The organism is Pseudomonas cannabina (assembly GCF_900100365.1).
GTDB lineage: Bacteria > Pseudomonadota > Gammaproteobacteria > Pseudomonadales > Pseudomonadaceae > Aquipseudomonas > Aquipseudomonas cannabina.
Map to the genome: position 1 here is coordinate 3,117,125 of NZ_FNKU01000001.1, position 21,405 is coordinate 3,138,529.

The 21,405-nt window shown below is 57.9% G+C and carries 22 protein-coding genes and 1 pseudogene; 12 read left to right on the top strand and 11 right to left on the bottom strand.

The window, feature by feature from the left end:
- Window positions 1–151: 151 nt before the first annotated feature.
- Window positions 152–589 (bottom strand): nucleoside deaminase, encoded by a 438-nt coding sequence (locus BLT55_RS14665; protein WP_054999361.1) that lies wholly within the window; start codon window positions 587–589, stop codon window positions 152–154.
- Window positions 590–713: 124 nt separating this feature from the next.
- Window positions 714–1,728: pseudogene (locus BLT55_RS14670) on the bottom strand (ABC transporter substrate-binding protein).
- Window positions 1,729–1,856: 128 nt separating this feature from the next.
- Between BLT55_RS14670 and BLT55_RS14675 the strand changes: the two are divergent.
- Window positions 1,857–2,261: a GNAT family N-acetyltransferase gene (locus tag BLT55_RS14675; protein ID WP_054999362.1), complete on the top strand. Its 405-nt coding sequence runs from the start codon at window positions 1,857–1,859 to the stop codon at window positions 2,259–2,261.
- Window positions 2,262–2,291: 30 nt separating this feature from the next.
- On the opposite strand, the gene def is transcribed toward BLT55_RS14675, so the two are convergent.
- The 3 genes from def to BLT55_RS14690 all read right to left on the bottom strand — a co-directional run bounded on the left by def (window position 2,292) and on the right by BLT55_RS14690 (window position 4,266).
- A complete protein-coding gene (def, locus tag BLT55_RS14680) occupies window positions 2,292–2,831 on the bottom strand; it encodes a peptide deformylase (protein ID WP_007248620.1) in 540 nt (179 codons plus the stop codon).
- A gap of 46 nt (window positions 2,832–2,877) precedes the next feature.
- Window positions 2,878–3,849, bottom strand: coding sequence for a YihY/virulence factor BrkB family protein (locus BLT55_RS14685; protein WP_007248621.1), 972 nt, complete (start codon window positions 3,847–3,849; stop codon window positions 2,878–2,880).
- Window positions 3,850–4,074: 225 nt separating this feature from the next.
- Entirely contained in the window at window positions 4,075–4,266 is a 192-nt protein-coding gene (locus BLT55_RS14690) for a CsbD family protein (RefSeq protein ID WP_054999363.1), read from the bottom strand.
- A 246-nt stretch (window positions 4,267–4,512) separates the two neighbouring features.
- Here BLT55_RS14690 and BLT55_RS14695 point away from each other — a divergent pair, with 246 nt between their 5' ends.
- Window positions 4,513–4,893 carry a hypothetical protein gene (locus BLT55_RS14695; protein WP_007248623.1) on the top strand — a complete coding sequence of 127 codons (381 nt, stop codon included), beginning with the start codon at window positions 4,513–4,515 and terminating at the stop codon, window positions 4,891–4,893.
- Window positions 4,894–4,986: 93 nt separating this feature from the next.
- Here the strand turns inward: BLT55_RS14695 and BLT55_RS14700 are convergent, their stop codons facing one another.
- Together BLT55_RS14700 and BLT55_RS14705 are read right to left on the bottom strand one after the other, a co-directional pair.
- Entirely contained in the window at window positions 4,987–5,388 is a 402-nt protein-coding gene (locus tag BLT55_RS14700; protein WP_007248624.1) for a DUF2177 family protein, read from the bottom strand.
- 93 nt (window positions 5,389–5,481) lie between these two features.
- On the bottom strand, window positions 5,482–6,318 hold the full coding sequence (locus tag BLT55_RS14705; protein WP_054080098.1) for a CvfB family protein: 837 nt from the start codon (window positions 6,316–6,318) through the stop codon (window positions 5,482–5,484).
- 305 nt (window positions 6,319–6,623) lie between these two features.
- Here BLT55_RS14705 and BLT55_RS14710 point away from each other — a divergent pair, with 305 nt between their 5' ends.
- The 4 genes from BLT55_RS14710 to BLT55_RS14725 all read left to right on the top strand — a co-directional run bounded on the left by BLT55_RS14710 (window position 6,624) and on the right by BLT55_RS14725 (window position 9,298).
- Window positions 6,624–6,812 carry a hypothetical protein gene (locus BLT55_RS14710; protein ID WP_002554403.1) on the top strand — a complete coding sequence of 63 codons (189 nt, stop codon included), beginning with the start codon at window positions 6,624–6,626 and terminating at the stop codon, window positions 6,810–6,812.
- A gap of 165 nt (window positions 6,813–6,977) precedes the next feature.
- Window positions 6,978–7,493: a hypothetical protein gene (locus BLT55_RS14715; protein WP_007248627.1), complete on the top strand. Its 516-nt coding sequence runs from the start codon at window positions 6,978–6,980 to the stop codon at window positions 7,491–7,493.
- A gap of 143 nt (window positions 7,494–7,636) precedes the next feature.
- A complete protein-coding gene (locus BLT55_RS14720) occupies window positions 7,637–8,365 on the top strand; it encodes a TorF family putative porin (RefSeq protein WP_054999364.1) in 729 nt (242 codons plus the stop codon).
- Between the two features lie 69 nt (window positions 8,366–8,434).
- Entirely contained in the window at window positions 8,435–9,298 is an 864-nt protein-coding gene (locus tag BLT55_RS14725) for a DUF6279 family lipoprotein (protein ID WP_054999365.1), read from the top strand.
- A 403-nt stretch (window positions 9,299–9,701) separates the two neighbouring features.
- Here BLT55_RS14725 and BLT55_RS14730 read toward each other — a convergent pair whose 3' ends face one another.
- Window positions 9,702–10,004: a hypothetical protein gene (locus tag BLT55_RS14730; protein ID WP_054999366.1), complete on the bottom strand. Its 303-nt coding sequence runs from the start codon at window positions 10,002–10,004 to the stop codon at window positions 9,702–9,704.
- 195 nt (window positions 10,005–10,199) lie between these two features.
- The gene (locus tag BLT55_RS14735; protein WP_054080110.1) at window positions 10,200–11,537 is read right to left on the bottom strand and encodes a DEAD/DEAH box helicase; all 1,338 of its coding nucleotides are present in this window, start codon (window positions 11,535–11,537) and stop codon (window positions 10,200–10,202) included.
- 342 nt (window positions 11,538–11,879) lie between these two features.
- Here BLT55_RS14735 and BLT55_RS14745 point away from each other — a divergent pair, with 342 nt between their 5' ends.
- Window positions 11,880–12,521 carry a tetratricopeptide repeat protein gene (locus BLT55_RS14745; protein ID WP_054999372.1) on the top strand — a complete coding sequence of 214 codons (642 nt, stop codon included), beginning with the start codon at window positions 11,880–11,882 and terminating at the stop codon, window positions 12,519–12,521.
- A gap of 48 nt (window positions 12,522–12,569) precedes the next feature.
- Here BLT55_RS14745 and BLT55_RS14750 read toward each other — a convergent pair whose 3' ends face one another.
- Both BLT55_RS14750 and BLT55_RS14755 read right to left on the bottom strand, forming a co-directional pair.
- Window positions 12,570–13,808: a HAMP domain-containing sensor histidine kinase gene (locus tag BLT55_RS14750; protein ID WP_054999367.1), complete on the bottom strand. Its 1,239-nt coding sequence runs from the start codon at window positions 13,806–13,808 to the stop codon at window positions 12,570–12,572.
- Window positions 13,809–13,819: 11 nt separating this feature from the next.
- A complete protein-coding gene (locus BLT55_RS14755) occupies window positions 13,820–14,509 on the bottom strand; it encodes a response regulator transcription factor (RefSeq protein ID WP_054999368.1) in 690 nt (229 codons plus the stop codon).
- Window positions 14,510–14,721: 212 nt separating this feature from the next.
- On the opposite strand from BLT55_RS14755, the gene bamA reads away from it, so the two are divergent.
- The 5 genes from bamA to BLT55_RS14785 all read left to right on the top strand — a co-directional run bounded on the left by bamA (window position 14,722) and on the right by BLT55_RS14785 (window position 21,271).
- Window positions 14,722–17,094, top strand: a complete 2,373-nt coding sequence (bamA, locus tag BLT55_RS14760) for an outer membrane protein assembly factor BamA (RefSeq protein ID WP_054999369.1) — start codon at window positions 14,722–14,724, stop codon at window positions 17,092–17,094.
- Between the two features lie 106 nt (window positions 17,095–17,200).
- Complete coding sequence (locus tag BLT55_RS14765) at window positions 17,201–17,614, top strand: hypothetical protein (protein WP_054999370.1); 414 nt, start codon at window positions 17,201–17,203, stop codon at window positions 17,612–17,614.
- 260 nt (window positions 17,615–17,874) lie between these two features.
- Entirely contained in the window at window positions 17,875–19,005 is a 1,131-nt protein-coding gene (locus BLT55_RS33475; protein ID WP_054999371.1) for a hypothetical protein, read from the top strand.
- Window positions 19,006–19,083: 78 nt separating this feature from the next.
- Entirely contained in the window at window positions 19,084–20,187 is a 1,104-nt protein-coding gene (locus BLT55_RS14780; protein WP_004663854.1) for an IS5-like element ISPsy19 family transposase, read from the top strand.
- 106 nt (window positions 20,188–20,293) lie between these two features.
- Window positions 20,294–21,271, top strand: coding sequence for an IS5 family transposase (locus BLT55_RS14785; protein ID WP_007247761.1), 978 nt, complete (start codon window positions 20,294–20,296; stop codon window positions 21,269–21,271).
- Window positions 21,272–21,405: the final 134 nt, after the last annotated feature.

Genomic DNA, 21,405 nt, shown 5'->3' on the forward strand with positions numbered 1-21,405 from the left:
CGTTAAAGGCACACTAGTGGCACAAACGGAATTTTAACGGTGCCGTTTAATGCGATTGCATTACCGTTTTTATCCTGCGCCCGACGCCCCCATCCAACTGACACTTGCGCCCATGCTCCGCGCAGGTAACGGAGCATCAGGTTTTTACGCCTCACTCACCGATGTCTTCGTTCCACAGTTCAGGCTTGCTTGTAATGAAGCCCTGCATCATGTGCCTGCACTCGGCGTTATCCAGCACCTCGATGCTCACGCCGCGGGAGCGCAACAGCTCTTCTTCGCCCATGAACGACTGGTTCTCACCCACGATCACGGTGCGGATGCCGTAGAGCAGGATCGCGCCGCTGCACATGGCGCAGGGTGACAGCGTTGTGTAGAGCACCGCGTCACGGTAGACGCTGGCCGGTTGGCGACCGGCGTTTTCCAGCGCATCCATTTCGCCATGCCGGGTCGGACTGCCTTCCTGAACGCGACGGTTGTGGCCGCGGCCAATGATCTTGCCGTCATGCACGATAACCGAGCCGATGGGAATGCCACCCTCATCAAGCCCGAGTCGTGCTTCATCAATTGCAGCTTGCATGAATGCGTCCATGATCTTGCTCCGTGTCGTTGACTGTCAGTGTTGCAGCGCCGTGTCGGCCGCTCACTTTCACCATACCGGCAAAAGCGGCGGCGCGCGAGGTCGCTCGATCACCCGGCCAGCCGTCTGGCCAGGCTCACAGACCGGCACTGACCTTGTTCGCGACATCGACAGGCAGCCAGGCTTTCCAGATCTCCGGATGCTGTTTCAGGAAGTCTTGAGCCACGACTTTAGGGTCCCGATGTTTTGCGCTCATTTCGCCCAGTGTCGTGTTGAGCAAATCAATCGGCAGATCGACTTTTTCGAAGACGCTCACCAATTCCGGGTACTGCTTCTTGAACTCGGCAGAAACACCGACAGACAGATTGGCAGGCAGAGACGCACTGCCACGCGGAGCAGGATTGCTGGGCATCGGTCAGGGTTTTCCAGGCGTCGGCGACAAAAGGCGGTTCTTCCAGCTTGATCAGCTTGTAGCTGCCCAGTAGTGGCGTTGGCGACCAATAGTAGAACAGCACCGGCTTGCCGCGACGAATGGAGGATGCGATTTCCGCGTCGAGCGCTGCGCCCGAGCCGGTGCGGAAGTTGACGAAGCTGTCATTCAACCCGTAAGCCTTGAGCTTCTGGGTGTTGACGATCTCCGAGGTCCAGCCGCTCGGGCTGTTGAGAAATCGCCCCTTGTCCGGCGATTCCGGATCTTTGAAGACATCCTTGTAACGCGCCAGATCGGTCACCGACTTCAAGTCAGGCGCCATGGGTTTGATGCCCTTGGCCGCGTCACCTTTGATCACGTATTCCGGCACCCACCAGCCCTCGGTCGCGCCTTTGACGATATCGCCCACGCCGAAAACCTTGCCTTCGGCTTCAGCCTTGATCCATACCGGACTGCGCCCCGTCCACTCCTCGGCGATCACTTGAATGTCGTTTTTCGCCAGCGCGGTCTCCAGGCTCACGGTGCTGCCGGGCAAGGTATCGGTCGGGTAGCCGTAACCTTTTTCAACAAGGGTGCGCAGCACTTCGGTGATCAGGCTGCCACTTTCCCAGGTCAACGCGCCAAAGCGGATCGGCGCAGCGTTGTCAGCCGCAGATACTGACTGACCCAGTAGCCCCAGCGCCAGCAGTGAACAGCCTAGCAGTCGTGTCAGGAGTCTCATGTACACCTCGGATGGCATGGCAGGATCGGATTAGCTTGGGAAGCCTGAAAGTATCGACATCGGCACGGCACCATTAGTTGTCGCGGTATGATGCTAGCCCTTCATTCCGAGCTGTCGAGCCGCCCGCGATGTCCGACATCACCTTTTGTACGCTGCCTGACGATTGCCGCCCCTTGCTGGGCAAGTTCTATCGCGAGCATCAGTCATTGATGCGCGCCGCCAGCAAGGGCGAGGTGTGGGTGGCCAGACAACCGGACATTATCGGCGCGTTGAGCCTCAGCCCGGTGGCGGACGGTCATTGGCTGACCGCTCTGTTCGTGGCGCCTTCGATGCGCGGCAAGCACGTGGCACACGGCCTGATCGGCGCTGCAACCCGCTCGCGGGAAGGCCCCGTCTGGTTGTTTTGCCATCCTGATCTGCTGGCGTTTTATCAACGTATGGGTTTTGACGTTGCCCAGCGTTTGCCACAGACCCTGGGCGAGCGATTGATGCGCTACAGCCGCAGCAAGCCGCTGATTGCACTGTGTCGATAGAGATGTGGAGAAGCCTGAGTTGCTGGCCGATCATTCGTCAGCGTTGGGGTCCATGTCCGGAAACATGACGTCCATGAAACCGAACTTGCTGAAGTCGGTGATGCGCGACGGGTACAGACGGCCGATCAGGTGATCGCATTCATGCTGAACAACCCGCGCGTGAAAACCGTGGGCGATGCGCTCGATCGGCTTGCCTTCGGGATCGAAACCCTCGTAACGGATGCTCTGGTAGCGGTCGACCATGCCGCGCAGGCCGGGCACCGACAGGCATCCTTCCCAACCCTCTTCAAGCTCTGGGCTAAGGGGCGTAATGACCGGGTTGAGCAGGATGGTCTGGGGAACCGCTTCGGCCTGCGGATAACGCTCGTTGCGTTCGAAGCCGAAGATGACCAGTTGCAGGTCGACACCGATCTGCGGTGCGGCCAGCCCCACGCCACTGACGCTGTGCATGGTTTCAAACATGTCGGCAATCAGCGTATTCAGCTCGCTGCTGCCGAACATTTCCGTGGGCACTGGAGGGGCAATACGCAGCAGACGCTCATCGCCCATCTTCAGAATGTTACGGATCATTGCCACCTGCCCTTTATGTAAAAAGCGATCTTGCCACAGTTACCGATCAGGTTTCATCAGGCTTGGCCAGCGGTACGGAGTGATCGCGCCCCAGACCGGACACATGCTGTTTACCGCCGTCCTCGTTCTGCTCGTCGCCAAGACCATCGCCCGGCTCTTTTTCGCCGGCTTCCTTGCCTTCGGCCGACATGTGCTCGATCACCGCATTCATTTCCGCACCCAGCAGCAGCACGGCAGCCGAAATATAGAAGTACAACAGCAACACAATGATCGCGCCGATACTGCCGTACATGGCGTTGTAGTCGGCGAAAGTCTTGACGTAGAAACCGAACGCCAGCGAGGCCACGATCCACACCACAACCGCCAAAACCGAACCCGGCGTGATGAAGCGGAATTCCTGTTTGACGTCAGGCATCACGTAGTAGATCAGCGCGACAGCGATCATCAGCAGCAAAATGATGGCCGGCCAGCGCAGGATGGTCCACAGCGTGACGATGAACTCTTCCATGCCGACCTGGGCAGCGATCCAGTTCATGACCTGCGGCCCGAGCACCATGAAAGCCGCCGCTGCCAGCAACATGCCGGCAATCCCTATGGTGTACAGAATCGACAGAGGAAAACGCTTCCAGATCGGCCGGCCTTCGACCACATCGTAAGCGGCGTTCATGGCGCTCATCATCAGGCGCACGCCAGCAGAAGCGGTCCACAGTGCGATCACAATACCGATCGACAGCAGCCCCCCCTTCGATTGCTGCAACTGATCGATGACCGGGTTGACCTGTTCAAGGGCCTGAGGTGGCAACAGGAACTCGGATTGCAGCCGCAGCCAGGAGAAAAAGTCCGGCAAATGCAAAAAGCCGATCAATGCGATCAGGAACAGCAGGAACGGGAACAACGAAAACAGCATCTGGTAAGCCAGTGCCGAGGCATAGGTGGACATCTCGTCATCGAGAAATTCGTTAACGGTGCGCACCAGCACTTTACTGACTCGCAAATGACGCAAATGGGGGAAAATCATGGCGCTTCCTCTCGCTCCCTACTGGAATACCTAACATCCTGAAGACCGGAATTTGCTGCATCGGCCGGTACTTCCAATGGAACGGTCCTGCGATTACCGATGGCACATTGACTGGACAGGTCATGAAAGGTTTCACTTCCCCGGAGCAGAAAGCATAACGGCCATCCGCAGATGGCCGTTAGCAGTGTCGCCTGTTCCGGTGTTCAAACGCCGGAAACGGTCAGCTTACACCTTGTCGATGCCTTTCTTGACAGCATCTTTCACTTCGCCTTTCGCCTGCTGGCCTTCGCCTTTCAGCTCCTGCGCCTTGCCTTCACCCTGCAGTTTAGTATTGTCGGTAGCCTTGCCAACAGCCTGCTCGACGTTACCAACTGCTTCGTTGGCCATGCCTTTGATTTTATCGCTGGTGCTGCTCATCGAAAATCTCCTGGGTCTGCTGAAGACCGCACTGTAATCGGATGTCGTACTCGACATAACGATTGACCCGCGCCCCTCGCCAAGAGTTGCAAGAATATTTCGGCGCGTTTGTACCGCTCGTCTGCTGCCGTGCGTGCCTGCATTTCATGCGTTCACGGCGAGTTGCGGCGAACTTTGTGCGAGAATGCGCGGCACCGTTGTGCCGGCAAGGCCGACAGGCTGAACAATCCGATTGGCAGGAACATTATGAAACTCGATAAAAAGCTGGCCATTGCGCGCAGAAACCAGGATCTGGGCGGCGCAGTGCTTGGCGTCAACAACACCCACTTTGCCGTGCTCGACCCCAAGCGCAATATCTGGTGGTTCGACCTGCCGGTCCCGCGCCTGCAAGTTGGTCAGTACGAGTGGCTGCACCTGCTGATGCATACGCCTGAGACCGATCAACTGCTGCATCTGAAAGTGACCACAGTCTTCATGCGCGATCACATGGAAGGTCTTGAGGTGCGCAATGCCGACAAGCGCAAGCCCACCGTCAGCCTGGAGTTGAGCGCCGACAAGGACTCGTTCCTCAAAGACATGCGCCCCAAGGGCAGCAACCTGAGCTTTGCCGGCTTTCTGCAAAAGTAAGCATGCTGTTGCGCTGCATGAAAGTCGCCTGATTGCGACTTTCCAGGCTGTCGGCAGGGTTGCTGTCAGCCGACAACATCAAGTGAAGCGATATCAAGCAAAGCGGCGTACCGCCAGATACCCCGCCGTCCCGGCCAGCGCCGAAACTACCGTACCCCAAGCCAGATCCACCAGCGCCAGTTGCGCGGGCCAGCCCTGCAGCGTCGCCCAGTTGGTCAAATCATACGTGCCGTAAGCGACCAGCCCGAGCAGACCGCTGTACAGCGTCGCCCGCCCCAAACGTTGTTCGCGGACCGCAGGCATCACGCCGAACACCACGACGCCCACCCCGTAAAGCAGATAGAACGCTACAGCTGGCCCGATCACCGGCGTGGGCAGCATCAGTGGTCCCAGCCATTCGCGGTAAGTCGGCCCCATGAAAACCCCCAGCCAAAGGCCATCAAGGATCAGAAACGCCAGCAGTGTGGCGAAGTAAGCCGCGAGATATTTTTTCATGGAATTCCTTGGTCAAGATATTGCAGTCTGGGCCTGATTCGCCTGTTTTCGCCTTGTCTAACCTTCGCTCGTGACGTTTTTACACACTCTGAGTCAGACCAGATCGATACGATCGGCGTGAATCACGATTTGTCCCTGCTTGTATAACGCACCAATGGCCTTTTTGAAGTTGCCCTTGCTGACGCCGAACAGACCGCTGATGACCTGCGGATCGCTCTTGTCGCTGACCGGCAGCGTGCCGTTGTTTTCGCGCAGTTTGGAAAGAATCTTCGAATTCAGGCTGCTGGCCGCTTCTGCGCCAACCGGTTGCAGGCTCAGGCTGATGTTGCCATCGGCGCGAATTTCCTTGATGAAGCCTTTTTCCTGCTTGCCGGCACGCATGAACTTGAACACTTCGTTCTTGTGAATCAGGCCCCAGTGCTTGTTGTTGATAATGGCCTTGAAGCCCATGTCGGTCGCCTCAGCCACCAGCAGGTCAACTTCCTGCCCGACGCTGTAGTTGGCCGGGGTCTTGTCCAGATAGCGGTCAAGACGCGCAGTGGCGGTGATGCGCCGGGTGTGCTTGTCGAGATAGACGTGCACCACGCAATATTCGCCGGCCTGCAAGGTGCGCTTCTCTTCGGAATACGGCAGCAGCAGATCCTTGGGCAGACCCCAGTCGAGGAACACCCCGATACTGTTGACTTCGACCACCTTGAGGCTGGCAAACTCCCCCACTTGAACCTTGGGTTTTTCAGTGGTGGCGATCAGCTTGTCTTCGCTGTCCAGATAAACGAAGACGTTGAGCCAGTCTTCATCTTCGGTCGGCACATCCTTGGGGATGTAGCGATTGGGCAGCAGAATTTCGCCGTCCTGCGCGCCGTCCAGATACAGACCGAAGTGAGTGTGCTTGACGATTTGCAAGCTGTTGTAGCGCCCGATTAAAGCCATTTCCAGATACCCTCATTACGTGGGCGGCATTCTACCCGACTTTGTGTCCGGGTTCGCGCTGCGTAGTCCAGGAGCAAACGCGTCATCCGCTCGTCAGTTGCCCTGACAGGCTCACGTCAGCCTGGCGCGCCTGCCGCGCGCAGTTACCCGCGTTCTTTTCATTAAAAACAGTTATTTACGCTGGCCAAGGAGCATTTCTACGGCGGATGCCGTCTTTATATGTCACCTGACAGCTGCCATATTTGCCAAGCAGGATTCCGGCATTTCCTGTATTCTGGCTGGCCGTATTACGTTTATGAAGGTAAATGGCAGCCATGCGTATCAAAGCATCCCACTCGAAAGCCAAACCCGCCCCAGCCGTTGAAACGAGCGACTCGATCAATGCGCAAATCGCGGCTTTCCTGAAATCCGGCGGCGAAATCCAGCAAATTGCCAAAGGCGTGAGTGGCCAGACTTTCGCACCGTCCAAACAGATCAATCTGGGTAAAAAGTAACACTGCCTGCGCCAGTCGATCTCTACGCGTCTTGCCGCCAAGGCGCTAGATTGACGATCCTTCGCTGGATATTCTTCCGGTCTCGCTGCTACTCTCTTCTCTGATATCACTATGGCCACGAGCTGGATCACGCTCTGGACGCTGTCTCATTTGCGGAATGCTCGAATGAAGAACTGGATGCTTTTCGGCGCACTTGTCTATCTCGGTGGCTGCGCGTCGCACCACTGCGAAAATGGCCCCAATGACAGTCAGCTTACCGACAGCCCTTGCCGGGCAGAGCATCTGCTGTATCAGAACGACATGCTCCAGGCCAAACTGTTGATCAGCGAAGACAATCGCGAAAATTACGAACTGGCAGAAGCTATCCTGCGCCGTGCCGGCATCGATGATGCGTCGGGCGAAGCAGAGTTCTATCAGGCAGTATTGCTGATCCGCCAGCAGGCCGATCAGAAGCAGATCGTCGACCTGTTGCAAACCGCTGCAAAACACAAGCACCCGCTGGCCATCGCCCTGCTCTCCCAGCAACTGAGCATCAGCGACCCGACATTGTCCGAGCACTATCGCTCCGAGTACGCCGAACTGGACGTCGCCAAGAGCGGTTATCCATCCTTTGAGCAGGCCCTGGTGGTCATCCGCGGGCTGGTCATTCCGTCCGCCAACGTGGCAACAGTCGACCGATAGACCGGCGGATCGACGAACGGTCATTCCGGGCGGTATTTCAACGGTATCCTTACAGCGCTCTAGCACGCGGCTTGTGTCGGCTCCCCAGCCATTTTTCGATACGCCATTTCTGACCACACTCCTCGCAGATCAAGGAGTGAGCCATGCTCAGCCATCGCTTACATGTGCTGTCTTTCAGCGCTCTGATTTTCTGTCATACCGTTTCTGCCCAGGTTCTGGAGCGGGACCTGGGTCAATTCGACCTGAAACTTGCCACCACCCCCACACGCAGCATGGCGCAAGGGCTGGTAACGCCCAGTGGCAGTTCGGACTCGTTTCATGGCGGGCTGGACCTGACCCTTCAGAGCGGCTTCTACTTCGGCCAGTGGACCCCCAACATGGGCTTCGCCTCCGACTCGGGGATGGAGCTTGACTCGTACATGGGCTTCAAAAAACCCTTCGATAACACGCTGGGCTACGAGTTGGGAATGATCCGCTACAGCTACCCGGATACCGATCAGGTCGACAGCCACGAGTTTTACGCCGGGCTGCGCATGCTCAACAGCCGGGTAGGCGCAGCATTCAGTAACGATGTCGGCAGCCGCGACAGCACCGTGTTCGTCGACCTCGGGGCTATCGAACGATTGGGCGTGGGCGTGCGCATGCAGTACGCCAATCATCAATTCGACATTCCGCAGGCGTCTACCGATGGCAGCCTGATCAGCGGTTTTAACGACTGGTCACTGAACTTGTCACGCCCCTGGCTGGGCATCGACATGAACCTGATCTACAGCGGCTCCAGCCTGAGCGGCGGTGACTGCAGCGTTTACAGCGGCCACAATGCGCGGTGCGACGGCACATTTACGCTAAAAGCCGTGCGAGCGTTTTTTTAACTCACCCGCCGGGTTGAACTGCCAGCCACTACACTCCTCTACTGCAGGTCAGTACGCCAAGGAGTTGTCATGCCGTCTCTTTTCAAAGGCTTCATTACGCTGTTGATGACCGTCTCACTGCTTGCCGGATGCAATCAGGTGGGCTTGGCGTATCGCAATCTCGACGTGATCATTCCGTGGACGCTCAGCGACTATCTGGACATGAACTCGGAACAGAAAGGCTGGCTGGATACGCGCCTCAAAGAGCATCTGAGCTGGCATTGCAGCACCCAGTTGCCGAGCTATCTGGCCTGGCTGGACAAGCTGGAGGACATGGTCAAGAACGATCAGGTGACCTACGAGGGTCTTGAGGCCCGCACCCGTGAGGCCAAAGAGGCGATATCTAAGATTTCCCGAGAAATCACGCCGTCTGCCGTCGAACTGCTGTCGCGCTTTGATGACAAGCAGGTGCAGGAGATGCAGGAGTCGTTTGCCAAGGATCAACGCAAACGCGAGAACAAATACCTCGACCAGCCGCTTGAGCGCCAGATCGCCGAGCGCGCCGACCGTATGCAAAAACGCCTGACGCCGTGGATCGGCAAGCTGAATCAGGCACAGAAAGATCGCATCCAGAGCTGGTCCGCCTCACTCGGCGAACAGAACAAGGCCTGGATCGACAACCGCACGCGTTGGCAAAACCTGTTCCTTGCCACCGTGCAGCAGCGCCAGTCCAACGACTTCCCGCAGCGCATCGCCGCCCTGCTGCAAGATCGCGAGACATTCTGGACACCGGAATACCGCAAAGCCTACGACCAGACCGAAAAGGCTGCAATCTCCCTGATCGTCGACATCACCGCCATGAGCACCCCGGAACAACGCACCCGCTTGCTGAGCCGGATAGCCGACATGCGTAAGGATTTCACTGATCTGGATTGCCTGAAGTCGCAGCAGTAAGCGCTAGACAGAGGTCCCTGGATGCTCGCAGAGCAGGCTCGTGTGGAGACCAGGGGATGCTTCGCTTGTGTAGAAGCGGATTGGGCGACGCTTCGCTTGAGTGGGATCGGACCGGGCGACGCTTCGCTTGTCCGCGAACTGCCAGGAACCGGCAGCAAAACCAGTACACAAGGTACATCAGAGGTAACCGATTCAGGGCCGCTTCGCAGCCCATCGCAGCCGTCGTAACCTCCTGAATCTCCCACGCCCTCCGGGCAGAAGCAGCTCTGGAAGCCTCTTCGCGGACAAGTCCGCTCCCACAAAGTCCGTGCTACACCTCGTGGGAGCGGACCGGGCGACGCTTCGCTCGTCCGCGAACTGCAGGGAACTGCCGGGAACCGGCAGTGCAACGCTGAACAAGGCCTTAGGCAATCTGTGGCTTGGAGGCGATGACGTCGAACGTCGCCGGGTCGAGCGGATCGTCGTGCTCATTCAAGACCTGTAGCGGGTGAGCATTGTCAGGGATGGCACTGTCGATAAGTGCCAGCAGGCTGGCGCCGCGCTTGGTCAGAATATAACTCGAGCCATTCCCGCCCTCTTCGAAGGGACGCGGCTCGATAAACCCGCGATTAAGCAGCGTTTCAAAAAGCTCATCAGATGTCGATTGAGTACCGTCGTTCTGAACTTCGTGCAGCAGACGCTCGATAAGGTCCCAGTTGTAAGTCATTTTTCTAAACCTCCGTCCAGCATGGATTGATTGCCCATGACATCCAGCCACAGGCATACGACTCAGAAAATGTGACCTGCGGTTTTTTTGACGGTTCAGAGAAGTTGCTGGAAGGTATGACAGGCGGCGGTCTGCGCATAAGGCAAACAGGGAAGAAGTTGACCGCTCCCGCCTGCGCGGGAACGGTCACGGCCATCACTCAGCGGCAGGTGCCGGAGTGCTGCGTTTCTTCAGCGGCGCCATGCCGTCCTGGCTGACCAGGTCAGACTTGGGCCGGTTGGCGGTCTTGCGTTTGGTCGGACCTTTGGCAGCGACTTTTTTCTTGTCGCCTTTCACGTCGGTCTTTTTCTTCTTGACGCCAACTGCCTTGCCCGACGCCTTGACCTTTTTAGGGCCGCCATAAGTGCCTTTGACTTCCTTGATGACGCGGCGCTCGAAGCTCTGCTTGAGGTAGCGCTCGACGCTCGACATCAGGTTCCAGTCGCCATGACAGATCAGCGAAATCGCCAGACCGTCACTGCCGGCACGACCGGTTCGGCCGACGCGGTGCACGTAATCGTCGCCGCTGCGCGGCATGTCGAAGTTGATCACCATGTCCAGGCCTTCAACATCAAGACCGCGTGCCGCTACGTCGGTCGCGACCATGATCTTCGCGCCGCCCTGCTTCAGACGGTCGATGGCCGCCTTGCGGTCCTTCTGATCCTTGTCGCCGTGCAGCACGAACGCCTTGTATTCCAGCGCCACCAGACGACCGTACAAACGATCCGCCATCGCCTTGGTATTGGTGAAGATAATGGCTTTCTGATAGGTCTCGTTGGCCAGCAGCCAGTTCAGCACCTGCTCTTTATGAACATTGTGGTCGGCCGTAATGATCTGGTGACGCGTGCCGGAAGCCAGCTCGCTGACGTTGTTGACTTGCAGATGCTGTGGATCCTTGAGCACCTTGCCGATCATTTCACGCAGACCGGCGCCGCCAGTCGTTGCCGAGAACAGCATGGTCTGCTCACGGCCGGCGCACTCGCCCGCCAGACGCTCGACGTCTTCGGAGAAGCCCATGTCCAGCATGCGGTCGGCTTCGTCGAGCACCAGCACTTCGACGTGCTTGAGGTCCAGATTGCCCGCGTTGAGCTGCTCCAGCAGACGACCCGGCGTGCCGATCAGGATGTCCGGCACCTTGCGCAGCATGGCCGCCTGGACCTTGAAGTCCTCGCCGCCGGTAATCAGACCCGCCTTGACGAAGGTGAACTGGGAAAACCGCTCGACTTCCTTGAGCGTCTGTTGCGCCAGCTCGCGGGTCGGCAGCAGGATCACTGCGCGGATATCGACGCGAACCTTGGCCGGGCCGATCAGACGGTTAAGGATCGGCAGTACGAACGCCGCTGTCTTGCCGCTACCGGTTTGCGCAGTCACCCGCAGGTCGCGCCCTTGCAAAGCCAACGGGATGGCGGCCGACTGCACAGGCGTAGGCTCGACAAATTTAAGCTCGGCCACAGCTTTAAGCAGGCGTTCGTGCAGGGCGAATTCGGAAAACACGGGTGCTACCTCGACGAAAAACAAAAATACAGCTGCATAGCGTAACGGTTTCGAGCGCCGGGGCCGAGTTTCTTTACCACCAATGGCCGAATTTGTTTGCCGATACGCCGATCCAGAGGGTCGGACAGGCCCTGCGGCGGCGCGAAATCGCTCTGATCCAGACGCCATTAAACACCGCGAACGGCCGCAAACTTTTTCCCGGCTGCAGATTCGCTCGAAACCTGCTCGCTGCCTCTCGCCGTCGTGCAGATCGAAAACATCCGGGTGGACCGCGACCTGCGCAAGCATCTACCCTTGATCCGTCACCTGAGCACACCCACTGCGGAAGAGAAACCTGCCCCCATGAAAACAATCGCGTTCCTCGTCATGAGCCTGATCAGCCTGCCGCTATGGGCACTGGATGCACCCGACCAGCAACGTCTGGCGGGCATTCAGAAGGAATGGGCACACATTCAATACGGGCTGCCGGAAGCGCAGCATGTCGATGCATTCGAAAAACTGGCCAGCAAGGCGTCGGCATTCACTCGGGAACGCCCGACGGCCGCAGAAGCCTGGATCTGGTCAGGCATCGTCACCAGCAGTTGGGCCGGCGCGAAAGGCGGTCCCGGTGCGCTGGACGAGGCCAAGCAAGCGAAAGCGGATCTGGAAAAGGCGCTGAGCCTGGACCCCAACGCCTTGCAGGGTTCGGCGTACACCCATCTCGCCGCGCTGTACGACAACGTCCCCGGCTGGCCGATGGCATTTGGTGACACCACCAAGGCCGGGCAATTGCTGGAGCAGGCGCTGAAGATCGACCCGAACGGCATGGACCCGCTGTTTTTCTGGGCCAAGCATCAGTTCGATCAAAGCAACTATGCCCAGGCACGGGATGCGCTGAACAAGGCCCTGCAAGCGCCGCCACGTCCGGGCCGCGAAGAAGCAGACGCAGGTCGTAAGAAAGACATCCAGTTGCTGCTGGCGAAGGTCAACAAGAAACTCGACTGAGGAATCAGCCTGCTTCGGCTGTTTATCGAACCCGGTCGCGGCCGGCGCTCACGCCATTGGCAACAACATGTCGACCACCAGCCCCCCGCCCGGCCGGTTGCGTGCGGCGATCTGCCCGCCGTGCATTTCCAGTGCCCGAAGCGCAATCGCCAGGCCCAGGCCGAAGCCCTGCGAGGTATTGTCAGCTCCACGCTCGAACGGCTGGAACATGCGTTGCAGACACTGCGCGCCCACGCCCGGCCCGTGATCGATAACATTGACGACCAGGCTGGGCGGATGGGCCTGCACGCTGGCAACCACGATGACATCGGTGCCGATAGCGGTATGGCGCACCGCATTGCGGATCACGTTTTCAAACGCCCGGTACAGCAATTCACTGTCGACCTGCGCCATGAACGGTGTCGGGGCCTGCAGCCTGACCCTGCACTGTTTGAGCCCGGCCTCGAACTCGGCATCTTCGACGATGGCTGCCAACAGGCTGATGACATCGACCGTCTCACGCGACAGGCTCTCGGGATGACTCTGCAAACGCGCCAGGGTCAGCAGTTCCTCAATGAGCGCGTCCATGCGTTCCGATTCGCGCTCGACCCGTTCCAGCATGCCCAACTGGCTTGGCGCCTGACGCAGCAACCCGATCGCAGCATTCATGCGCGTCAGTGGCGAGCGCAATTCATGGGAAACGTCGTGCAATAACTGTTGCTGGGAATCGGCCATGACTTTCAACTGATTGGCCATACGGTCGCAGTCTTCAGCCAGATCGACGATTTCATCGCGCCGCCGCCCCATGTCGGGCTTCACACGCGTATCGAAACGACCTCTGGCCACTTTGCCCATGGCTTCACGCAGCTTGATCAACGGCGCAACCAGATAGCTGCTGAGAAACCAGCTGAACAACGCGCTCATGAAGGTGCCGGTAATCAGCGGATTGAGATGCGACGGCCGTGCGTCTTCAGCGTCGGGCCGAAGCGTGGACCTGATGTGGACGGTCGCGCCTTCACGGGTATGAACGGCCAGCTCGAAATTCGCAGCCTCCACCGCCTTGCCCGCCAGCAACCGGCCCTGATCATCGTAAAGCCCTACCCGGTCCTGCCGATCAGGCTGCCAGACATTGAGCAGCGCCTGCCCAGCGGGAATCCCGGACTGCTGCAAGATGCGGATTTCGTTGTCGAGCACGGTACGCAAGGAAGGATCGCCGGGGCCGGAGCGGGTAAACATGAACAGCCCCGCACCCACCAGAAAGGTCAGGCTGGTCGCCAGCCAGAACGCCAGAAACAGCTTCCAGAACAACCGGCTCGGCCTCATGGCGTGATCAACATGTAGCCCAGATTGCGGACACTCTGTATCCAGCTCCGGTCATCGTTGCGCGGGCCAAGCTTGTGGCGAATGCTGCTGATGTGCACGTCGATGCTGCGGTCGTAACGAGCCAGCGGTCGGCCCAGCGCGTTCATCGACAGGTTCTGCTTGCTGACCAGTTGCCCCGCATGCCGCGCCAGCTCTTCCAGCAGGCAGAACTCGTTACCGGTCAATTCCAGCACCTGGCCCTGCCAGCGCGCCTCACGCTTGCCCGGCCAGAGTATCAATTCACCGGCATGAATCATGTCCCTGACCGCCTCGTTCAACGGCACCGAGCGTACCCGGCGCATGATCGCCCGCAAGCGCGCCACCAGTTCGCCCGGCGAGCTGGGCTTGGGCACGTAATCGTCAGCGCCCAGTTCCAGCCCGGAGATCCGGTCGATGTTGTCGCCTCGGGCGGTCAGCAGAATCACCGGCACCTGGCTTTGCGCACGGATGCGCCGCAGCACTTCGATCCCGGAGATGCGCGGCATCATGATGTCGAGCACCACGATGTCGTGACGACCGGACAAGGCTTCGACCTCGCCCTCTTCAGCGCTGTTGGTGCAGGTCACGTTGAAGCGTTCACGGGTCAGGTACTGGCTGAGCATGTCCGTCAGTTCCCGATCATCGTCGACAAGCAATACGGAAGTCATGGCAGGCCCTTGATTGGTGGTGGCCGATTATCCCGGCACGGCTGCGGCGTGTCAGCCGGGGCGGATGATCTTTACCTAACCTTACACCGCGTTAACCGTCCCCAACATGCCCTCCCCCTATGCTGCGCAGCCAACAGCCGGACCGGCCCTTTCTGGCGTGTCATCGGCAGCGCTCAAGCGCCTTTGTTCGCAGCTTTTCTGGAAAGGGTTTGATGATTTATTCGCGCCTGCTTGTATCGCTTTGTCTGTTATTCAGCGTCCCGCTGGTTCACGCCGACACATTTGCCATCTCCGAAATTCGCGTCAACGGCCTGCAACGCGTGTCCGCTGGCAGCGTTTTCGCGGCGCTGCCGCTCAACGTCGGTGAGCAGGCGGATGAACAACGGTTGGCCGACTCGGCACGTTCATTGTTCAAGACCGGCTTCTTTCAAGACATCGATGTGGCGCGCGACGGCGCTGTGCTGGTCATCAATGTCGTCGAGCGGCCGTCCATTGCCAGCATCGAGATCGAGGGCAACAAGGCGATCAGCACTGAAGACCTAATGAAGGGGCTGAAGCAGTCGGGGCTCAGCGAAGGCGAGATTTTCCAGCGCGCCACGCTGGAGGGCGTGCGCAACGAATTGCAACGGCAATATGTATCCCAAGGGCGCTACAGCGCCTCGGTCGATGCGCAGGCCGTGCCTGCACCGCGCAACCGTATCGCCCTGAAAATCATCATTGACGAAGGTACGGTCGCGTCCATTCAGCACATCAACGTGGTCGGCAACACGGTGTTTTCCGATGAGGAACTGGCTGACCAGTTTCAACTGAAGACGTCCAACTGGCTGTCGTTTTTCAAGAACGACGACAAGTACGCTCGCGAAAAACTTTCCGGCGATCTTGAGCGTCTGCGCTCTTGGTACCTGGACCGCGGTTACATCAACATGGACATCAATTCGACTCAGGTATCGCTGACGCCCGACAAGAAGGGCGTGTTCATCACCGTCAACATTACCGAAGGCGCGAGATACACGGTGGGCAGCGTGAAACTGGGCGGCGACCTGAAAGTGCCGCAGGATCAGCTCGAACAGTTGATTCTGGTCAAACCGGGCCAAGTGTTTTCGCGCAAAGTGATGACCGACACCACCAACCTGATCACCCGTCGCTTGGGCAACGATGGCTACACCTTCGCCAACGTGAACGGCGTGCCGAAACCCGACGATGCCGATCACACCGTCGACATCAGCTGCGTGGTCGACCCCGGCAAACGTGCTTACGCCAACCGCATCAACTTCCGGGGCAACACCAAGACCGCCGATGAAGTGCTGCGTCGCGAGATGCGCCAGATGGAGGGCGGCTGGGCGTCGACCTACTTGATCGACCAGTCGAAAGTACGTCTGGAGCGGCTGGGTTTCTTCAAGGAAGTGAACGTCGAAACCCCGGCAGTGCCCGGCACCGATGATCAGGTTGACGTCAATTACGCCGTCGAGGAACAGGCATCGGGCAACATCACCGCCAGCGTCGGCTTTTCGCAAAGTGCCGGGTTGATCCTCGGCGGCTCCATTTCGCAGAACAACATCCTCGGCACCGGTAACTTCGCCAGCCTCGGCATGACCCGCTCCGAGTACCAGACCAAGTACAACTTCGCGTTCACCAACCCCTACTTCACCCCGGATGGCGTGAGCCTGGGCTACAACGTTTTCTACAACGCGACCGATTACAGCAAGTATTACGACGATGACGACGAGGTTTCCTATTACTCGCTGAACAGCGTGGGCGCCGGGGTCAACCTTGGCTATCCGATCAGCGAAACGTCGCGTTTGACCTACGGGCTGTCGATTCAGCATGACACCCTTGACCCGGGCAGTTACAGCGCTGACGAAATTTACGATTTCATCCAGCGTGAGGGGGATGCGTTCACTAACCTCAAAGCCAGCGTCGGCTGGTCGGAATCGACGCTCAACAAAGGCGTGCTCGCCACCCGCGGTCACTCGCAAAACCTGACCCTGACCACCACCGTGCCGGGCAGCGACTTGCAGTTCTACAAGATCGACTACAGCGGCCAGACCTTTGTGCCACTCAGCAGCGCCACGTCGCTGCGCCTGCACACCAAACTGGGCTACGGCAACGGTTATGGCGACACCGATGGTCTGCCTTTCTATGAAAATTACAGTGCGGGCGGCCAGTCCTCGGTGCGCGGCTTCAAAGACGGCACGCTGGGGCCCCGCAACACCCCGGCCACTGGCACCTACGCCAGTCAGGGGCAGATTTACTATTCAGACCGCGACACCGAAGCGCTGGGCGCCAATATTCTGATCACCGGCGGCATGGAATACCTGTTTCCGATGCCGTTCGTCAAAGACCAGAAATCCCTGCGCACCTCGCTGTTCTGGGACTTCGGCACGGTGTACGCCGACAAGTGCTACCTGAGCACCACGCAGAACTGCGGCGAACTCAACATTGATCAGATGGCCAGCTCGGTAGGCGTCGGAGTGACCTGGTATTCCGCCCTCGGCCCGCTGTCGTTCAACCTCGCCGTGCCGATCAAAAAGCCCGAGGACGCCGAAACCCAGGTCTTCCAGTTCTCGCTGGGCCAGACCTTTTGAACCGTCAGCCAGGCGCTCTTTACCCAGCATTACCTGGCCCGGACCGCGCTTTACGTTCAGCCATTGAATACTGCCTGGCATCACGATTCAGGTCAGGAGCCGCCACATGAGCCGCACAGTCAGACAAATTACCCCCGACGTGCAGGACATCATCCAGCACACCTTGAGTTCACTGCTAGGCAAAGGTTTTGTGGTCGCACTGTTCGGCAGCGAAGAGCCGACCGGCACCATGCACTACCACCTGCGCATCGATCACGACGCCACTGGCCTCGGCATCGAACATCACGACACCATCGCAGACGGCTTCATCGACGATATCTTCGTGCTCGCCACGCGGATGAAAGCGATGCTCAAGCAACGCGAAACCCTGAGCCGCATGAGCGGCGGCAGTCAGGCCACGGGCGAGGTTCGTCTGCTGACCTGGATGACCGAGGACAATAGCCAGGCAGTGATGCAGGCGGCGCGGAAAGCCGGGCGCGAGTGTCTGAATGCATTGCGCGAGCGGCGAATGCAGGCGTGAGCCAGAAATACTGTGCTTAACCGGGCCGTTAAGTTTTTCCAGCTCGCCCTGCAGTTTTACCCACAGTCAGAATCTACGTCTGGGTCCACTTGAAAACTCATCTTTTGCGGGAATCACCCTCGTAGTCGCGTTTTTTGAAAAGTGCTTGGTAACAAACATTGCCGTGTATTTAACAGGCCTTGTAGGATCTTGAGGTGCTCCGGTTGACGGGCAACTGAGCGCTTATTCATAGACCGACCTACAAGATCAAGGAAGATTAAGTGCATCATGATACTGCTGAAACCCTTTGGCATAGCCTCGACACACAAGGCCGTTTCTATCCAAAAACGCACGACAAAAAATTCTTTGAGGTACTGCGCCAGTCACTGGGCGTCCCGGCCGGTGGAGACATATCAACCTATTTGAAAAACACTAACCTCGACGCGACACGACTGGTCGTTGCGCTGTTGACTGCGCTGCAACCATTCAGCCAGATGCTCAATGACGTTTATGAGATGTTGATTGACGGGAACATCACCCAGAGCAATGAGCAGGTACTGGTAACGTTCGATTTCGGTGAATCGGGAAAGCTGGATTTTGATGCAGAGTCCTTTCGTACTGCGAATGGGATTCTTACGTCTGTCGCCGCTGGCATATTGAGCCCTGCGGTAAGCCCTGAAGGTATGAATATAGTTGCGCAAAGCATTTATCAAGCGCTGTCCAAGGCTTATAAACGAACCACTGGCAAGATCGCCTCGCCCAACAGTTTTTTCATCGGTGAGCGTGATGCAGGACCCGTTAAACGAACGGCTACCGTCTCAGACAGCCGCGTCTTGGGCTGGCTAAAACCTGACTGGCCTTATGCTAATTCAGTCCCGATGCCAACATTGGCCGCTGCAGATCCGCTTGGCAGGGTGCTAAGGCCTTACATCAATGCAGTGAGTCAGCTATCCCGTCGTGCCGGGCGCTATACCGATCAGGCTCACTTGAGAACCGCTTTTGGCGAACCAGTGAAATCCCGCAATACGCGCGCTCCAGTTTTGTTGTGGGACGAAAATGTGTTCTCGCAAGTCATCGATGATCACCCTGTTCGGTTTCTCTGGCTGCCCGCCATTTGGCACTGTTACGAGTTCGCCCCCAAAAGTGCGTTCGACCGGAAAGCGTTGTCGGATGAAGTCGCCAAGGCTATACAGGATAATTTCGATATCCCGCCTCCTCGCCCGGTTGCCCAAAGCCTGAACGATTTGCTCGACCTTCCTCTGTGGAAAGAGCGCTCTCAGATTTATGCCATCTGGCTGATCACACTCTTGAGAAAAGAAGTCATTGCTAAGGAGGCGCTGATTTATTCGATTTTTCGTCCCTGCAACGCTCTGGAGGCCTTGATTTATCTGGGGGCAACAGCTGGGTTTTAGAATAAATCAGCGTCTCCCTAGAGGGTGTAGACAAAATAAATTAAACTTTCACTCCCTTGTCTGAATAGCCCTCAAGCCATGCCTAAAACCGGACGTCCTCGCTCGATTGCCGCCGAGCACTATCCCGTGCTGGTGAAACTCGCTCATGCACAGCCCTATTCCAGCCAGGCCGAATTGGCGCTCGTATTCTTCGCCGAAACCGGTATCACTGCGCATCCCGACACCTTTGCAAAAGCGTTGAAAATGGCAGGGATTACGCGTGTAAAGCAGCGGGCCAAGGGAAGTTTTCAGTCACCTGAACCTAATAAAGCCTATGGCTACAATGAAACCCACCGCCGCCAACTGCCGGAGCAGCTATATCCGAGTTGCTTGACAGATACCGAGTGGGCACTGGTCGCCGACCTGTTTGAAAGCCAGGGCGGACGAGGAGTGCCACCGCTTCACTCTCGGCGCACGTTGCTGGAAGCCTGTTGCTATGTCGTACGCACGGGGTGCTCATGGCGAATGCTACCCCGCGATTTTCCTCATTGGGACAATGTCTACAAAACGTTCCGCCGGTGGAGCGCTCAAGGCAAGTTCGAGCAAATGCATGATCGCTTGCGAGCTCAATGGCGTGAGCGGGAAGAACGCGCTGACAGCCCGTCAGCAGCGATCCTGGATTCACAGTCGACCCGCAGTTCTCCTCAAGGCGGTGACAGCGGCTACGACGCAGGCAAAAAAGTGAAGGGGCGTAAACGAAGTCTGATTGTCGATACATTGGGCCTGCTGCTGGCTGTCAGTATCAGTGCTGCAAGCGTGCAGGATCGTGACGCGGCGGATGATGCGGTGGCGTACTCGAAGGAAAAATATCCGTCACTGAGCACGCTTTTTGTTGATAGTGCGTACGCAGGAAAATGGGCACAGCGCACCCATCAACTGCACGCTATCGATGTTCAAGTGATCCGTGGCCCGAATAACAGAAGAACAGGGCAATGGCACTCTGAACAAGGCGATCTATTTTCCGTGGAGCCTGTTCAGACTGGATTTGTGGTCATGCCCAAGCGATGGGTAGTGGAGCGAACTCATGCCTGGAATGAGAGAGCTCGGCGACTGATCATGCATCATGATCGCCTTTTTGCGGTAAGCGAGGCATGGGTTTGGTTGGCCGAGGCTCGAATACTCGCGCGCCGACTCACTACATGATTTTGTCTACACCCTCCTAGGGAGGCGCTGCAAAAATAGCCAACTGTCCCCACCCTTGGCACACTAAGTTCCTTCAACAGCCTCCCTCTCCGTGAGCGTTACGCGCGTGCAGAAGACCTTCTCCGAACTCGAATATACCGGCAAGAAAAAGCAGACTCGCCGAGATCGCTTCCTGGCTGACCTTGAACAGTTGGTGCCCTGGGCCCTGCTGGAGGCGCAAGTGGCGCCGTTTTATAGCAACACCGCAGGCAAGCGCGGACGCCCTGCGATAGGGGTGTCGCGCATGTTGCGCATGTACGTCGTGCAGCAGTGTTTCGGTTTCTCCGATGAAGGTTGCGAAGATGCCGTCTACGACAGCCAGGCCATCCGCGGTTTTATGGGTATCGACCTGGGTCGCGAGTCTGCACCGGATGCCACCACCTTGCTGCGTTTTCGCCGCTTGCTGGAAGTCCATCAGCTAACCCGGCTGCTGTTTGAAACGATTAACCAGCATCTGGCCAGCCGGGGGCTGCTGCTCAAGGAAGGCACTATCGTCGACGCTACTCTGATCGCCGCGCCGCCCTCGGTCAAGAACCGAGAAGGCAAGCGTGATCCTGAGATGCATCAGGCCAGGAAAGGCAATCAATGGCACTTTGGGATGAAGGCCCACATTGGTGTAGACGCCACGTCGGGGCTGGTGCACAGCGTAGTAGGGACGGCCGCTAACGTGGCGGATGTCACCCAGGTTGGCCAGTTGCTTCACGGTGACGAAACCTATGTTTCGGGTGACGCTGGATACACCGGTGCGGCCAAGCGACCGGAGCATGCTGAACGGGACGTTATCTGGTCGATTGCAGAACGGCCAAGCAGTTACAAGCAGCACGGCGAAGGCAGCGTGCTGTATCGGGTCAAGCGCAAAATTGAATATGCCAAGGCGCAACTGCGTGCCAAGGTCGAGCACCCCTTCCAGGTAATCAAGGTGCGCTTCAATCATCGCAAGGTTCGCTACCGTGGGCTGGAAAAGAATACAGCGCAGTTGTTCAGTTTGTTTGGGTTGGCCAATCTGATGCTGGCCAAGCGGTATTTACAACAGACGGCAGGATAAATCCGTCTGAAAGGCGGGACTGGCCCGCCTTTCAGCAAAATGAGGGCAGAAATCTGCTCGAGAAACGTAAAATAAGGCCGGCAGGTTGAAAAAAACCGGCTTGGAAATGGGGACGGTGCGAACGGGTTAATTGT

Bases quoted from the DNA above. Each gene is read 5' to 3' on its own strand.
- BLT55_RS14715 (WP_007248627.1), top strand. From the start codon at position 6,978: ATGAAGAACTGGATGCTTTTCGGCGCACTTGTCTATCTCGGTGGCTGC.
- BLT55_RS14690 (WP_054999363.1), bottom strand. From the start codon at position 4,266: ATGAGCAGCACCAGCGATAAAATCAAAGGCATGGCCAACGAAGCAGTT.
- bamA (WP_054999369.1), top strand. From the start codon at position 14,722: ATGATTTATTCGCGCCTGCTTGTATCGCTTTGTCTGTTATTCAGCGTC.
- BLT55_RS14720 (WP_054999364.1), top strand. From the start codon at position 7,637: ATGCTCAGCCATCGCTTACATGTGCTGTCTTTCAGCGCTCTGATTTTC.
- BLT55_RS14705 (WP_054080098.1), bottom strand. From the start codon at position 6,318: ATGGCTTTAATCGGGCGCTACAACAGCTTGCAAATCGTCAAGCACACT.
- BLT55_RS14780 (WP_004663854.1), top strand. From the start codon at position 19,084: ATGCCTAAAACCGGACGTCCTCGCTCGATTGCCGCCGAGCACTATCCC.
- BLT55_RS14730 (WP_054999366.1), bottom strand. From the start codon at position 10,004: ATGACTTACAACTGGGACCTTATCGAGCGTCTGCTGCACGAAGTTCAG.
- BLT55_RS14710 (WP_002554403.1), top strand. From the start codon at position 6,624: ATGGCAGCCATGCGTATCAAAGCATCCCACTCGAAAGCCAAACCCGCC.
- BLT55_RS14755 (WP_054999368.1), bottom strand. From the start codon at position 14,509: ATGACTTCCGTATTGCTTGTCGACGATGATCGGGAACTGACGGACATG.
- BLT55_RS14685 (WP_007248621.1), bottom strand. From the start codon at position 3,849: ATGATTTTCCCCCATTTGCGTCATTTGCGAGTCAGTAAAGTGCTGGTG.
- BLT55_RS14765 (WP_054999370.1), top strand. From the start codon at position 17,201: ATGAGCCGCACAGTCAGACAAATTACCCCCGACGTGCAGGACATCATC.
- def (WP_007248620.1), bottom strand. From the start codon at position 2,831: ATGATCCGTAACATTCTGAAGATGGGCGATGAGCGTCTGCTGCGTATT.
- BLT55_RS14700 (WP_007248624.1), bottom strand. From the start codon at position 5,388: ATGAAAAAATATCTCGCGGCTTACTTCGCCACACTGCTGGCGTTTCTG.
- BLT55_RS14745 (WP_054999372.1), top strand. From the start codon at position 11,880: ATGAAAACAATCGCGTTCCTCGTCATGAGCCTGATCAGCCTGCCGCTA.
- BLT55_RS14665 (WP_054999361.1), bottom strand. From the start codon at position 589: ATGGACGCATTCATGCAAGCTGCAATTGATGAAGCACGACTCGGGCTT.
- BLT55_RS14695 (WP_007248623.1), top strand. From the start codon at position 4,513: ATGAAACTCGATAAAAAGCTGGCCATTGCGCGCAGAAACCAGGATCTG.
- BLT55_RS14675 (WP_054999362.1), top strand. From the start codon at position 1,857: ATGTCCGACATCACCTTTTGTACGCTGCCTGACGATTGCCGCCCCTTG.
- BLT55_RS14725 (WP_054999365.1), top strand. From the start codon at position 8,435: ATGCCGTCTCTTTTCAAAGGCTTCATTACGCTGTTGATGACCGTCTCA.